Source organism: Azoarcus sp. DN11 (assembly GCF_003628555.1).
GTDB lineage: Bacteria > Pseudomonadota > Gammaproteobacteria > Burkholderiales > Rhodocyclaceae > Aromatoleum.
In genome coordinates this window covers 2,937,759-2,951,192 of sequence record NZ_CP021731.1, presented here as the reverse complement: position 1 = coordinate 2,951,192, position 13,434 = coordinate 2,937,759, and the positions used below count along the sequence as shown (strand labels likewise).

At 64.1% G+C, this 13,434-nt stretch carries 13 protein-coding genes; 8 read left to right on the top strand and 5 right to left on the bottom strand.

Annotated elements, in window-relative coordinates; translation table 11 throughout:
- Positions 1 to 47: 47 nt before the first annotated feature.
- The 7 genes from CDA09_RS13570 to CDA09_RS13540 are packed head-to-tail and all read left to right on the top strand — an operon-like array spanning position 48 to position 6,903.
- On the top strand, positions 48 to 1,013 hold the full coding sequence (locus CDA09_RS13570) for a VOC family protein (RefSeq protein WP_050416106.1): 966 nt from the start codon (positions 48 to 50) through the stop codon (positions 1,011 to 1,013).
- 43 nt (positions 1,014 to 1,056) lie between these two features.
- Positions 1,057 to 1,851 (top strand): enoyl-CoA hydratase/isomerase family protein, encoded by a 795-nt coding sequence (locus CDA09_RS13565; RefSeq protein WP_286164133.1) that lies wholly within the window; start codon positions 1,057 to 1,059, stop codon positions 1,849 to 1,851.
- Positions 1,852 to 1,891: 40 nt separating this feature from the next.
- Complete coding sequence (locus tag CDA09_RS13560) at positions 1,892 to 2,722, top strand: SDR family NAD(P)-dependent oxidoreductase (protein ID WP_050416104.1); 831 nt, start codon at positions 1,892 to 1,894, stop codon at positions 2,720 to 2,722.
- 10 nt (positions 2,723 to 2,732) lie between these two features.
- Positions 2,733 to 3,659, top strand: coding sequence for a quinone oxidoreductase family protein (locus CDA09_RS13555; RefSeq protein ID WP_050416103.1), 927 nt, complete (start codon positions 2,733 to 2,735; stop codon positions 3,657 to 3,659).
- A 26-nt stretch (positions 3,660 to 3,685) separates the two neighbouring features.
- Entirely contained in the window at positions 3,686 to 4,642 is a 957-nt protein-coding gene (locus tag CDA09_RS13550; protein ID WP_050416102.1) for a Rieske 2Fe-2S domain-containing protein, read from the top strand.
- Positions 4,639 to 5,682: an aromatic ring-hydroxylating oxygenase subunit alpha gene (locus tag CDA09_RS13545; protein WP_050416101.1), complete on the top strand. Its 1,044-nt coding sequence runs from the start codon at positions 4,639 to 4,641 to the stop codon at positions 5,680 to 5,682. The genes CDA09_RS13550 and CDA09_RS13545 overlap by 4 nt, the downstream gene beginning before the upstream one ends.
- A gap of 48 nt (positions 5,683 to 5,730) precedes the next feature.
- Entirely contained in the window at positions 5,731 to 6,903 is a 1,173-nt protein-coding gene (locus tag CDA09_RS13540) for a multidrug effflux MFS transporter (RefSeq protein ID WP_121429178.1), read from the top strand.
- A gap of 45 nt (positions 6,904 to 6,948) precedes the next feature.
- Here CDA09_RS13540 and CDA09_RS13535 read toward each other — a convergent pair whose 3' ends face one another.
- The 5 genes from CDA09_RS13535 to CDA09_RS13515 all read right to left on the bottom strand — a co-directional run bounded on the left by CDA09_RS13535 (position 6,949) and on the right by CDA09_RS13515 (position 12,353).
- The gene (locus CDA09_RS13535) at positions 6,949 to 7,170 is read right to left on the bottom strand and encodes a hypothetical protein (RefSeq protein WP_211168871.1); all 222 of its coding nucleotides are present in this window, start codon (positions 7,168 to 7,170) and stop codon (positions 6,949 to 6,951) included.
- Positions 7,171 to 7,242: 72 nt separating this feature from the next.
- Positions 7,243 to 8,826: a phytoene desaturase family protein gene (locus CDA09_RS13530; protein ID WP_121429177.1), complete on the bottom strand. Its 1,584-nt coding sequence runs from the start codon at positions 8,824 to 8,826 to the stop codon at positions 7,243 to 7,245.
- Positions 8,827 to 8,939: 113 nt separating this feature from the next.
- Positions 8,940 to 10,256 (bottom strand): amidohydrolase family protein, encoded by a 1,317-nt coding sequence (locus tag CDA09_RS13525; RefSeq protein WP_050416099.1) that lies wholly within the window; start codon positions 10,254 to 10,256, stop codon positions 8,940 to 8,942.
- A gap of 93 nt (positions 10,257 to 10,349) precedes the next feature.
- A complete protein-coding gene (locus CDA09_RS13520; RefSeq protein ID WP_050416098.1) occupies positions 10,350 to 10,919 on the bottom strand; it encodes an aromatic-ring-hydroxylating dioxygenase subunit beta in 570 nt (189 codons plus the stop codon).
- 39 nt (positions 10,920 to 10,958) lie between these two features.
- Positions 10,959 to 12,353 carry an aromatic ring-hydroxylating dioxygenase subunit alpha gene (locus tag CDA09_RS13515; protein ID WP_050416097.1) on the bottom strand — a complete coding sequence of 465 codons (1,395 nt, stop codon included), beginning with the start codon at positions 12,351 to 12,353 and terminating at the stop codon, positions 10,959 to 10,961.
- Positions 12,354 to 12,613: 260 nt separating this feature from the next.
- Between CDA09_RS13515 and CDA09_RS13510 the strand changes: the two genes are divergently transcribed.
- A complete protein-coding gene (locus CDA09_RS13510; RefSeq protein WP_050416096.1) occupies positions 12,614 to 13,393 on the top strand; it encodes an SDR family oxidoreductase in 780 nt (259 codons plus the stop codon).
- Positions 13,394 to 13,434: the final 41 nt, after the last annotated feature.

Below are 13,434 nucleotides of genomic sequence, written 5' to 3'. Positions count from 1 at the left end.
GGGCGGGCGACTGTCGGACAAGACAGACCACAACTGGAGACAAGACGATGTTCGACCTCTTGCTGAGTGCCGACATGATGCTGCCTGATCCCGACGACATGGCTGCGCGGCTGGTGAACAAGCTCGGCGTGCATGGCCATCCAAACTGGCGTCAGGCGTTCGACGATCATCCCTACGTCGCGCATTTCCTGCGCGTGCACAAGTCGCTGGCGGTGTCTCCGACCCGGCTCGAGCCGCAATGGCATCTGGATCGCGAGAACCCCGGCGACCCGATGTTCCACGAGTTCCTCGAAAGCCTGAAGGACTACCAGGGACGCCATCGTCCGATGCTCACGCACTCGGTCGTGCTCGCGCTGCAAGGGCCGAAATTCGACGCCTTTGTCGACAAGCTGATGCGGCGTGGGTTGCCGTTCCGGATGGCCCAGCGCACGCCGGACATGCCGTTCGACCGGTTGTGGCTCGGCGCGACGCCAGAGCGGCCGCGTTACACCCCGGTGGTGGATGGTGGCCTGTGCATCGAGGTGATGCCGACCGAACCGCTGCAGATGCCGTCCGAGACATTCGCCGCGGAACCCATGCAGCCGCGCGACCCGAAGCCGGGCGACATGGTGCGCGTCAGTGCGCGCGGATTCCTTGTCCGCGATCTGGACGAGACGCTGCGCTGCTGTTCGACGAATCTCGACTGGGAGCCGAGCGGCGAAGTCGAAGCGCTGCATCGCGAGGGATACCGCCGCGCGACGATGCCCTTTACCGTGGCCAACAGCGCCAGCCTTGACGTGATCCAGCCCAGCCGCTGGAACAGCGACGCGGGCCTGTACCTGAACAACTGGGGGCCGGGGCTTTACTACATTCGCATCGCGGTGAGCGGCCTCAAGGCCAAGGCCGAGGACTTGCGCGCGCGCGGGACCCGTTTCCAATGGATCGAGGAGTCCGAAGCCGTCGGCGGCGGCGCGATGATCCGGATCGATCCGAGCGAGATGCGCGGGCAGCTCATCGAGTTCGAGGAGGTCTGACATGGCATCCGACCTTGCGGTCAAGAATGCGGGCGCCGAGTCGATGGCGGTCCCGCTCAACGACGCCGTGGCCGTGGAGCGTCAGGGCAGTATCGGCTGGGTCGTGCTGACCCGCCCGGCCCAGATCAATGCGATCAACGACGACATTCGCACCGGCGTTCCGCAGGCTCTGCAGGATCTCGAGGCAGACCCGGCGATCCACGTGATCGTCATTCGCGGGGATGGCCCGCGGGGTTTCTGCGCGGGCGCCGACATCAAGGAACTGCGTGGCCCGGAGACCTCGATCGAAGTGCGCCGGCGCATGCAGGGCGCGCGCTGGGTCGAGGCGTTCGATGCCGCGGAGAAACCCACGATTGCGGCCATTCATGGCTATTGCATGGGAGGGGGCATGGAGCTCGCGCTCGCTTGCGACATCCGCTTTGCCACGCCCGATGCGGTTTTCAGTCTGCCTGAGACTGCCCTGGGCCTGATTCCCGGCGGGGGAGGGACCCAGCGGTTGCCGCGCGTGGTCGGTCCGGGCCGGGCGATGGACCTGCTGCTCACCGGTGACCGCCTGAGCGCCGATGAAGCGAAGGCGATCGGCCTGGTCACCCGGGTGGCGAGCGCGCCGGACAAGCTGGTGGAAGAGGTGCGCGCGTTCGCGATGCGCATCGCCTCGCGCGCGCCGGCGGCGACGCTGTGCGTGAAGCGCGCTGCGCGTGCCGCACTGGACGTCGACCTCAAGAAGGGCCTGGACCTCGAGCTGGATCTTTTTGCACTGCTCAAACCCAGCGACGACGCGAGGGAGGCGGCGACCGCCTTTCGCGAAAAGCGCGAACCGCGCTTCACCGGTCGCTAAGCGACGCGCTCCGCGCAGACAAGAATCAGGAGACAGACAGATGAGCGAGCGAAAACTGGATGGCCGTGTCGCGATCGTGACCGGTGCGGCCGGCGGCCTCGGCGCCGAATCGGCCCGCGTGCTGGCGATGCACGGTGCGAGTGTGGCAATCACGGACATCGACCTCGACGGCGCACGCAAGGTTGCCGCCGAGATCGAGTCGGGCGGTGGGCACGCGATTGCAGTGCGGGCAGACGTCTCGTCCGAGGCGGACGTCGCGGCGATGGTCGCGGCGGTGGTGAACCGCTTCGGGCGAGTGGACGTCCTGTACAGCAATGCGGCGATCCTAAGCGTCGAGCAACGCCAGCGCGACCGCGACGTTGCCAACATGGACGTCGAGGCGTGGGATTGCGCGATGGCGGTGAATCTGCGCGGTGCGATGCTGTGTGCCAAGTATGCGATTCGCGAGATGCTCAAGCAGAAGAAAGGCTCCCTGATCTTCGCGACCTCCGGACTCGGCGCCCAAGGCGACCTGTCGCTGTCGGCCTACGCCGCCTCGAAGGCGGCGCTGATGATGCTCAGCAAGTCGATTGCGACCCAGTACGGCAAGGAGGGCATCCGCTCCAACGCGCTGCAGATCGGACTCGCGCCAGCAGAGAATGCCCATGGGAGCATGCCGCCGGCCGTGATCCAGATCATCCGCGACAACCACCTCACGCCCGATGTCGGCACCCCGCGTCAGATCGCCGACGTGGTGGCCTTCCTCGCGTCCGACGAGTCGTCCTTCGTAACCGGCACGACGCTGGTCGCCGATGGCGGTTTCTCATGCCACACGCCCTCGCTTGTCGCGATGAAGGCTCTCTTCGCGCAGACCGGCGCGAAGAGTATGTAAGGGGTCGTCCATGAAAGCAGCTGTCATCAGCGAGCGGGGTGCCGCTCCGGTCGTGCAGGAGTTTCCGGAACCGGCGCCACAGGAAGGCGCCGTCCTCATCGACATGGACACGGCAGGGCTCGGGGGCTGGGACGTACTCGGCGCGTACCGGCTGGGCGTGCAATACCCGTGCGTGATCCGCGGCGAAGGCGTGGGCAGGGCACCGGACGGCCGCCGCGTGTATTTCGGCGAGCGCTCGGTGATGCCCTTCGGGGCGTGGGCCGAGCGTACGCTGGTGCCGACCGATGAGGTCTGGGACGTGCCCGACGAGGTCGACGACAAGACCGCGATCACGATGGGCATCGCTGCCACCGGCGCACTGGTGCCGCTCGAGCAGGCCAACATCCAGCGGGGTGAGCAGGTTCTGGTCCTCGGTGCGACCGGCACGCTCGGGCAGGTGGCGCTGCAACTCGCCCGCTATCTCGGCGCGGGCAGGGTCGTCGCGGCCGCACGCTCCGCCGAGACCCTGCAGCGCCTGAAGACGCGCGGGATTGCCGACGAAGTCGTAGCCCTCGGTAGCGAGAACGATGTCGCGGCGTTGAAGGACGCGGCGGGCGACGGTTTCGACGTCGTGCTCGATCTGGTGTGCGGGCAACCGATGCTCAACGCCCTCAAGGCGACCCGCTGGGGCGCACGCATCGTGACGATCGGCACGGGTGCAGGGCGTCAGATCAATCTCGATATCGCCGATCTGCTTTTCCGCACGCTGTCATGCGTGGGTACGGGGCAGCGCCCGCCGGCCGATCGCCGCGCGATCTGGGAGCGCCTGTTGCGCATCGCACGCACAGAGAATATCCAGGTCGACTACGCCGACTATACGCTGGATCAGGCTGCCGAAGCCTGGGCGTCGCAGATTGCCGGACCGCACGCGAAGATCACCGCGCGGATCAGGGGCTGACCGGCAAGGGGCAGGGGAGGCTGGGCATGGGACGATGGTGGGCGGTCGCGCTGTCCGAGGCGGTGCAAGGTGACAAGGCGCTCGCGGTGACCTGCGAAGGCGAGCAACTCGCCGTGTTTCGCGACGGGAGGGGCGTAGTGTTCGCGCTGGAGGACCGGTGTCCGCACCGGCGTGTGCCGCTGTCGCCCGGACCCGTGAAACCTGGTGGTCTGCAGTGCCCCTACCACGGCTGGACCTTCGACGGCGCGACGGGCCTGTGCAATGACATTCCCAACCTGCGTCGCGATGAGCGGGTGCCGGCGCGTTATGCGGCGCGCGCCTTTCCGGCGGCCGAGGCGAACGGCTTCATCCACGTCTGGCGGGGGGCGGGAACTCCCGCCGCCGTATTGCCGGGCGCGTCGTATCGCGCGGCAGGTCGCGAACAGACCGGTTCAACAGTGGCCAATATCGCGTTCGAGCAATATCTCGACGTGATGCTCGACGGCCCGGAATGCCTGCTTTCCTTCCCCGGCGTGCACATCACCGATTTCTTCCTCGGCGATCCGCGCCGCGACGGCGAGCATCTTGTCCTCGATCGAGGCGCGGTGTGGAAGGGCAAGGGAAATGGGCCGGCCTTCGTGCGAGACCATTCGCTGTGGGTACGTACTCGCGTACCGGTAAGGGGCGGCGACATTCGCGTGGAACTCCTCAGCGCCGAAGAAGATCCGCTCGTCACGATCTTCATCGCTGCCAGCGAGAACAGGCGGGGTACCACCAGTCTGGTCTGGCGCGGTTTTCTTCATGCCACGCCAGCGCCGCTGTCGTGGCGGTGGCGAATCGCGCGGGCGATCGGACGTGCTCCGTTCGCAATCTTCCCCCAAATCGACGGCGCAGCCGTGGCGGCACTCGAAGTCGCACCGTCACGAGATCGCAGATTGGCGAAGACCGATACGAGGACGCCGGCCGGGCGCGTGGTGACCGTGCAGGAGAGGTGCGCAGTATGAGCGAAGTCCCGATGATGGATGCGGCAGGGCGCGAAGCGGAGGCGACCTCCAAGCGCGACTGGGTACCGATCAATCTCGATCTGCGCGACACCTGGTTTCCCGTCGCCTACAGTGCGGACATCGGTGAGCGGGCGGTACGCCGTATCGTCCATGCGCAGGACGTATATCTATGGCGCGACGGCGTGAGGTTATATGCGGCCGAGTTTCGCCCCGACCGCCTTGACGCGATGCGCGCCGGCGCAAGTGCCTTCACGAACGGCTCCGGTTTCTATCCGGCTGTCGAGCGCTACGGGTATATCTGGGCGTGGTACGGAAACCCCGATAACGCGCACGAGGAACTGATCCCGAGCATCCCCTTCCTGCCCCCCGATGGTCAGGGGATCCCCCGCTACACGCAGCGCGCGGTGCGCTTCGATGCGGCCTCGCCGCTGTCCGTCGAGAACCTCATCGATCTGACACATGCCGACTTTCTGCATGCCAATGCGATCGGTGACGGCCAGTCCGAGAACGATGTCGTCGAGGTCCATTCGACCTCCGAGACGGTGACTCGCATCCGCAACGTCACCCGCAAGTCGGTGGCACCGGTGATGCGCTGGATCGGAGGCGTACGCGCCCAGTACCAGGATCTGCGCGCAGTTCTGCATGTCCATCTGCGCAACAACGTGTGCATCTCTTACCCGAACTTTACCCCGGGCTATCCGATTCCGAACGTGCAGCCCTTTGTGCCTGTCGGCAAGCACCGTTCTCGTGTTGACCAGACGAACTACACTGTCCACGCGCCGGCACCGTTTCGCTGGCTGATGCCGCGCATCTCCTACGTGATCCAGCCACAGGACAACTCGGTGCTGCGCCCTCAGAACGCGCGCTATTTCGAGTCCACCGAGCGCCGCGACCTGAGCTCGCGTTTCGACGGCCCCGGCAATCGCTACCGATTGCTGATGATGCGTCTCGCCGAGAGGCAGCAGCGCGGGGACTTCGGCTACGGCGCCGATGCCGACCCGAGTGCCGACATTTCGGCAGTGCTCGGCATGCGGGGCTGATTTCTGCAATCCGGACCCCGTCCCGGTACAGGGCAACTCGGCACGACCGTGATCCTCGCGGGCTTGGCGATGCTCGGCCCGTTTTCGATCAACACCTACCTGCCATCCTTCGGGGAAATGGCGGTGGTGCTCGGCACGGATCGAGTCGCGTTGCAGCAGACAGTGGCGATCTACTTCGCCGCCTTTGCCTTCATGGCCCTGTGGCATGGCACGATCTCGGATTCCTTCGGGCGCCGCCGCGTGGTGCTGGCCGGTCTGGTCGTCTATGCATTGGCGTCGCTCGGATGCGCGCTTGCGACGCAAGTGGAGCAGTTGTGGGTTCTGCGGGCACTCCAGGGCTTCTCGGCGGGTGCCGGGATCGTGATCGGTCGCGCCGTCGTCCGGGATCTGCATGAAGGGCCGCGTGCGCAGCGCATGATGTCGCAGGTGGTGTTGATGTTCTCGATCGCACCCGCCGTCGCTCCTTTGGTGGGCGGCTGGTTGCAGGTCGCGATGGGCTGGCGGTCCGTTTTCGTGTTCCTGTGCCTGCTTGCCACCAGCCTGCTCGTGGCCGTGTTTTTCGGATTACCGGAGACCCTGCCCGCCTCGCAGCGTCACCCGTTCAATCCGGCGGGTGTGCTTCGCGGTTACGCGTCCGTGCTCGGAAACGCGCGCTTCATGAGCTGGGCACTGGCGTATGCCTGCATGTTTGGCGGCTTCTTCCTTTACGTCCTGTCTGCGCCGGTGTTCCTGATGGAGCACCTTGGCCTGGGCGAGACCGATTTCCTGTGGATGTTCGGACCCGCGACGGTGGGTCTGATGTTGGGCTCCGCGCTTGCGGGCCGCCTTGCGCAGCGCTGGTCCACGGCCGCCACGCTAAAGGCCGGCCTCGCGATCATGGCTGCCGCCACGCTCTGGAATCTCGCCGTGTGCCTCGTCGAACCCGGCGGCACGGCGTGGTATGTGGCGTATCTCCTGTTCTTCAATCTGGGCATGTCGGTGATGATTCCAACGATCACGGTGCGCGGCCTGGATTGTGTACCGGAGCGCCGCGGCACCGGCTCATCGGTTCAGCTGTTCATCCAGACGGGATTCAACGCCTGGATTGCCGCGGTGCTGGCGCCACTGATGTGGCATTCGCTGTTGTCTCTCGCGCTGGGAGCCGCTGCTCTTGCCCTGTGCGGCGTCCTCGGGGTGGTCGTGGCGGGCCGCCTGTCCAGCTTCTCCGAGGCCCATCAATGAGGGTCTACTCCTTCACCGGCTGCGCTATCTGCGCGCGACGGCGAATCAGCTTGATCTTGCGGCCTGGCGGTAACCCCTGAACAGGATCAGCGGCATCCGCAGTAGCGTCCGCCACCCGAGCAGCTGGAGCGCCTGCCAGCAGTCTTCGGGGCGGATCAGGATGGTGGTGGCCATCGAGCCCATGACCTTGCCCTTCATGACCAGCGTGTCGTCCTTTCGCTGGATGGACTTCACTTCGACCATCTCCACGCCTTCCTTGCTGAACATCTTCACGGCTGCCGCTCTCCATCACGTTGGATGTGACCGCAACCGCGCGACGCGGTCGCGGCGTTCCACGGGTCAGTTTTCGATGAGGTCGTCGAAATCCATGCCCAAGTCTTCCAGCACCACCTGCGCCGCATTGCGTCCGGACGCTGCGGTGACCCCGCCCCCCGGATGGGTGGAGGCGCCCGCCATGTACAGACCCGCCACCGGCGACTTGTACTGCCCGTAGCCCGGGGCAGGGCGGTTGCCCGCGATCTGCCAGTTGTACGAGCCGAAGTGCAGGATGTCCGCACCGATCATCGCGTTGTTGTGGCGCTCGATATCGAGCGGGGTGAACCACGAGAAACCGATGATGTTGTCGTCGCTCATATTGGTCGTGAGCTTGCGCAGGTCGTCGAGGAATCCGTAAGCGATCTCCTTGCCGATCTCGTCCCAACGCTGCGGGCCGCCCTTCACGTTGTAGGGGCAGAAAGCGTACATGTTGAGCACGCGCTTGCCCTCGGGTGCCCGCGTCTTGTCATAGACGTCCTGCATCACGTAGGCGACGAAGTCGCGGCGCGGGATGCCGTATTCGAGATCGGAGAAGGCGCGTGCGAACTCCTCCCAGTCGGAGTGCGAACGCTCGACCCAGAAGAAATCGTCCACCGCCGGACCGACCTTGTACTGCGGCGCCTCGTGCAGCGCGAGGTGCAGGTTGAAGGGCTGGAAGCTGTTGCGTTTCAGCCCCCGAATCCGCGGCTCGAATCCTTCCGGCAGATTCGCGCCCGGCACCATGTGCGGGAACACCTGTTGCACGTGCATCGTCGAAATGACGCCTTTCTTCGCGACGATCTCCTCGCCCGATTCGAGCACGACGCCCGTCACCTTGCTGCCATCCATGCGCATCTGCTTGACGGGCGCATTGACGCGTACCGCGCCGCCATGCGATTCGAAGCACTCCCGCAGCTTGTCCGCGAAGGCACCCGAGCCGCCGACTGGAATGCCGACACCGTAGCGGTGCATGAAGGGCAGAATGATGTAGAAGCCGAATCCCGTGCCGTTGTTGAACGGGTTCATCATGGCTTCCGAGGCATAGCGGGCCAACGCGATGCGCACCTTGGGGTGCTCGAACCATTCGCAGATGAAGTCCCATGCGCTCATCGACTGGGCTCGCATCAGCGATTGCCCGACCACGCTCTGCTCCATCATCACGGCTTGGGCGCCCGCGTTCGGGGGCGCATGGAACATGCCCATCACCATCATGTCGAGGTTCTGGAACACCTCCTTGTTGAAGCGCCGGTAGGCTTCCGCATCCTTCTGCGAGAATTTTGCGATCGCTTGGGCAGTCTGTTCGAGATCGGTGTAGAACTCGAGCGTGGTCCCGTCGTCGTAGAAGATCGCAGTCATCTTGTCGGGGTTGATGTACTTCAGCCCGAACTTCGATTTCAGCTGCAGTTCGTCGTTGCGCAGCAATGGGTTGGCCTGCAGCAGGGTATGTGCGACCGAGCAGACGTCATGCTTGAAGCCCGGCGCCGTCAGCTCGCGCGTCATGACGCCCCCGCCGACCTTGTCGTTTTTCTCGACGACGCATACCTTCAGTCCCGCCTTCGCCAGGTAGCACGCGGCCACCAGACCGTTGTGACCGCCACCGGCGACCACGATGTCGTATTGTTCGCTCATGGATATCTCCCGTTATCGGTTCCATCGTCGGGCGTGAGGGCCCCCGCCGCGCTATCGGGGATAGCGCGGGATGTCTTCCTCTCGTGCTGCGGGCGCCGTGAAGCACCCCCGGATCAGAGTGCGGTTTCGGCGTCCGCCTGTTTGAACATGGCGTTGATGTCGCCCGAAGTGACCGGTTTGCCGGCTTCCCGCTTCGGTGCCGCGCCCCCCATGCCTTGCGTGGGCGAGGTGTCGATGCCCTTGGCGCGAGCCTGCGCGCGCAGCGCGCCGACGGTGCAGTTCTCGCGGCCGAGGATCGCGAACGGGTCGTAGCTGTATTCGCGCATCACGTTCCGGTGAGTGACCTTGGCGATGGTCTCGTCGGGGAGGTGCCTGAAGCTCTCCCACACCACTTCCGGAGAATTCGGCCAGGTGCAATCGGAATGCGGGTAGTCGCATTCCCAGCCAACCATGTCTTCACCGATGTGCTTCAGGTTCTGCAGCCCGAAGTCGTCCTCGATGAAACACGTGATGATGTGCTCCTTGAAGATGTCGCTCGGCTTCTTGCCGCCGAAGCTGGCATTCGTCCAGGCCTTGTGATGCCGGTGGGTGAAATCCGCGCGCTCGAGGAGGTAGGGAATCCAACCGATGCCGCCCTCGGAAAGCGCCATCTTCAGCTTCGGGAACTTCCTCCACATCGGAGCCCAGATCCAGTCGGCCGCCGAGTTCGCGATCGAGATCGGCATCGAAGTGATCCACGCGTCGATCGGCGACAGGTCGGAGGCGTGCTCGGCCTTGACGCCGGTGCCGATGTGGCAGTTGATGACCACCGCGTTGTCCGCGCAGGCCTTCCACACCGGGTCCCAGTACGAATCGTGGATCGACGGGAAGCCATGTAGGGCGGGGTTGTCGGAGAAGGAGATCGCATGCACCCCGTCCTTCGCCATGCGCTTGATTTCGGCGGCGGCCGCCTGCGGATCCCACCAGGGAATCAGCGCCATCGGGATGAAGCGACCCGGGGCGGCGTTGCACCAGTCGTGCAGGTGCCAGTCGTTGTAGGCCTGGATGGCGGCGAGCGATACGTCGCGCGCGTCGTCGTACTGCTGGAAGCGCTGCCCCGCGAAGCCGGGGAAGGTCGGGAAACACAGCGAGCCGAGCACGCCATTGGCGTTCATGTCGTCGACGCGCGCCTGGACGTCCCAAGTGCCGCGCCTCATGTGTTCGTAACCGAGCGGCTCCATGCCGTACTCTTCCTTGGGGCGACCGACGACCGAGTTGAGGCCCATGTAGCCCGTTGCCCGTCCTTCGAAAACCCACACGTCACGACCCTTATGCTTCTCGATGTGAGGCTCGCGCCCCTTGAAGCGGGCCGGCATGTGTCGCGCGAAGGCGTTCGGGGGTTCGATGGCGTGGTCGTCGATGCTGACGAGGATGAGATCTTCAAGTTTCATCGCGTGTTGTCTCCGATTCCGCCTTCGCATGCCGCGCACGTGGCCGAGCGGCATGCAGACGGTATGTTTGTGGTAGTGGTCGCCGTTACGCGTCTAAAGGATCACGCCCAGGTTGGGGGTGCCGATGACGACCTGGTCGAGCAGGATCTCGCGGCGAGCGAGTTTCAGCGCGCCATCCTCGCGGCGCAGAACGTCGTGGCGGACGCAGGGGATCAGGTCGAAGTAGTCGAAATCGAAACGGCTGCGTGTAAGGAGCAGATAGCTCTCGACCTTCAGGTCATCGCTGTCGTCGATTCGGTAGACGCGTACGTTCGTGACCAGACGCTTGATGCGCGATGGAGGATCCTCGCCCCAGGCGCTCTTGGTGTCGGTAATGCGCTTGACCCGCATGAGCATCGAGCCGTAATTCTCGTGTAGGTGCTGGACGTTGCGCGAATAGGTCTGGTCGAACTGGGACGTCGAACGGGTATGGCGCAGGGGCGCGTTGTATTCGAGGTCCTTGGTGAGCAGCTCCGCCCATTCGCCGAGGCGCAGGTTGTCGAGCATTTCGGCTTCGTCATAAAGGAAGTCGAGCACCTCGTTGTAGGTATCGCTGCCGGAGGGAATACGGTTCGCCTTGATCGAGGGCGGCAGCGGAGTCGGTTCGAGCAGTTGCTGAAGCATGGAGGTCTCCTGAAATAGGGGTAAGTAGTCGCGCTGTGATCAGTTCTCGGCAGTCATCAGTTCGTACCAGTATTCCCACCAGCGCCACTGGGTGTCGTCCTTCGTGAAGCCGTCACCGACATCGCCAGGGCCCGGCCAGCCTTCGAGCCTGTTGTTCTCGTACATCGACTGATACTTCATCGTGATGTGCTTGCTCACGGCACCCTTCGCCGCGAGCGTCTGGTGCGGCCAGGTGTCCGAATCGTCCTGCTCGACCATCCCCGAGGTGCCCAGGAGTTGGACGCCGAGGCGCAGCATCTTGGCCTTGAGTTCCGGCGGAGTGTCCTTCTCGGCCAGGATCCAGTTCACGAATTCCAGCTTGTCCGGCCCCTTCGGGACATAGGCGTGCAGCGCCATGACCCCGATCACGCCATCGGGCGAGGGGATGTAGACGAACTCGAACAGCCCGTTGGGAAAGAAGTTGCCCACCTGGGGCGGACGCCAGGCCATGACGCGCAGCTGGTCATCGCTGAAGCGACGGAGCACTTCCGGCAGCATCTCGGGCGTGATGCCCGGCGGGGGCAGCGCCTCGAGTTTCTCCTTGATCGACAACTCGCTCGGGTCCTTCCCCGTCAGGCGTCGGATCTTGCGGTCCAGCTCGATGCATCGCATGGTATGTGCGTGCGCGGTGTAGACCTCGGTGCCGTACATCTCCGGTGTCAGGTCGCCGCCGCCACCTTCGCTGCCCGGCTTGCGATAGGGGCCGACTTCCGATAGCCAGCGGTGCAGGGTCAGAACATGGAATCCGTCCGACGCCGACTGCTCGCAGGCAGTCTTCCAGTTCGCACGGATCGTGAAACGCTGCGGGGGACCCAGCACTTCCATGCCCTTGTCTGTGCGGCACCAGAGCGTGTCGAAATACCATTTCGCGTCGCCGAGGAAGTCCTCGAAGCTAGGGCCCTCGACGTTCCACGTCGCGAAGACCAAGCCGCCATAGATCGCGACGCGCGCCTTCTTCAGGCCGAGTTCCTGCTTGGTCATCATCTTCCCGTGCATACATTCCTTCTCGACCGGCGCGCCGATAAAGTCGCCGTTCGGCTTGAATGCCCAGCCGTGGTAGATACAGACGTGAGTCATCGTGTTACCCACGTCATGGGTCGAGATCTTCATGCCCCGATGGGGGCAGACGTTGAGGGAGACGTACACCTCGCCGTCCGCCCCGCGTGCCATCAGCACGGAATCCGATCCCATGTCGCGGACGACGAAATCGCCCTTGTTCGGGATTTCGGTTTCGTGCCCCAGGAATACCCAGGTCTTGGCGAAGATGCGCTCCATCTCGAGCTCGAACAGTTCGGGATCGGAAAGCGCCCGCATCTTGACTTCGCGGGTTTCGAGGTTGATCAGGTCGGAAAGCAGTGTGCCGTCCGAGAGTTTCGGGTTTGATTTTCTGTCCATGTGTTCCTCCTCCTTGAAGGTCGTCCGTTCGTCTGCGCTTAAAAACTGAACATAAACACAAAAGATGTATAATTTAAGCGCAGTATCCTACCGTTGTTCATGGTGCGATTTGATCTATGTCAACAAAAATGGCCGATGGTGCCTCGCCTACGCGCGACATCCGCAGGCTTGCGCGGCTTTGGTGAAGTTGAACACTTTTGCAAAAAAGTGGATCAAGGCCGTCCCTGTGAGGCAAATTCAAGACGTGGCAGGAGAGCTGAATGGATTTCGGAATCAATGGACGTCGGGCGATCGTGTGCGCGTCCTCACGCGGCCTTGGAAGAGCCTGTGCCTTGGAGTTGGCGCGGGAAGGCTGTACGGTCTTCCTCAACGGACGTGACGAGGGGCGCCTGACCTTGGCGGCAGACGAGATCGCGCGGGAGACCGGAGTGAGGCCCGTCACCGTTGCTGCGGACCTCGATACCGAGCGAGGGCGGCAGCTTCTGCTCGCCGCATGCGATGAACCGGACATCCTCGTCACCAACAACGGCGGGCCCGCACCCGGCAGGATCGAGGATTGGGATCACGCAGCGTGGCTGGGCGCCATCGAAGCCAACATGCTGTCCGGGATACTCCTCATCCAGGCCGTCGTGGGGGGAATGCGGAAGCGCAAGTTCGGGCGCATCGTCAATATCACCTCCGCGATGGTGAAATCGCCGCAGCTCCCGCTCGGGCTCTCGACTGCCGCGCGCGCAGGATTGACGGCCTTCTCCAAGGCACTATCGCGAGCCGTCGCGCGCGACAACGTCACGATCAATAACCTGCTGCCGGAGCGGATCGAAACCGACCGGCTGCGCTACTTGATCGAACAGCAGGCGACGAGAGCCGGGTGCAGCTTCGAGGAGGCCCGGCATGACATGCTCAAGCCCGTCGCTGCAGGCAGATTCGGCCGCCCCGAGGAGTTCGCCGCCGCATGTGCGTTTCTGTGTTCAATGCAGGCTTCCTACATATCGGGACAGAACTTGCAGGTGGACGGTGGAAGCTACAGCGGGCTCATGTAAGAGCGCTCACCCGCTGCAAACCACGGCGTCCTGCCGCCTTA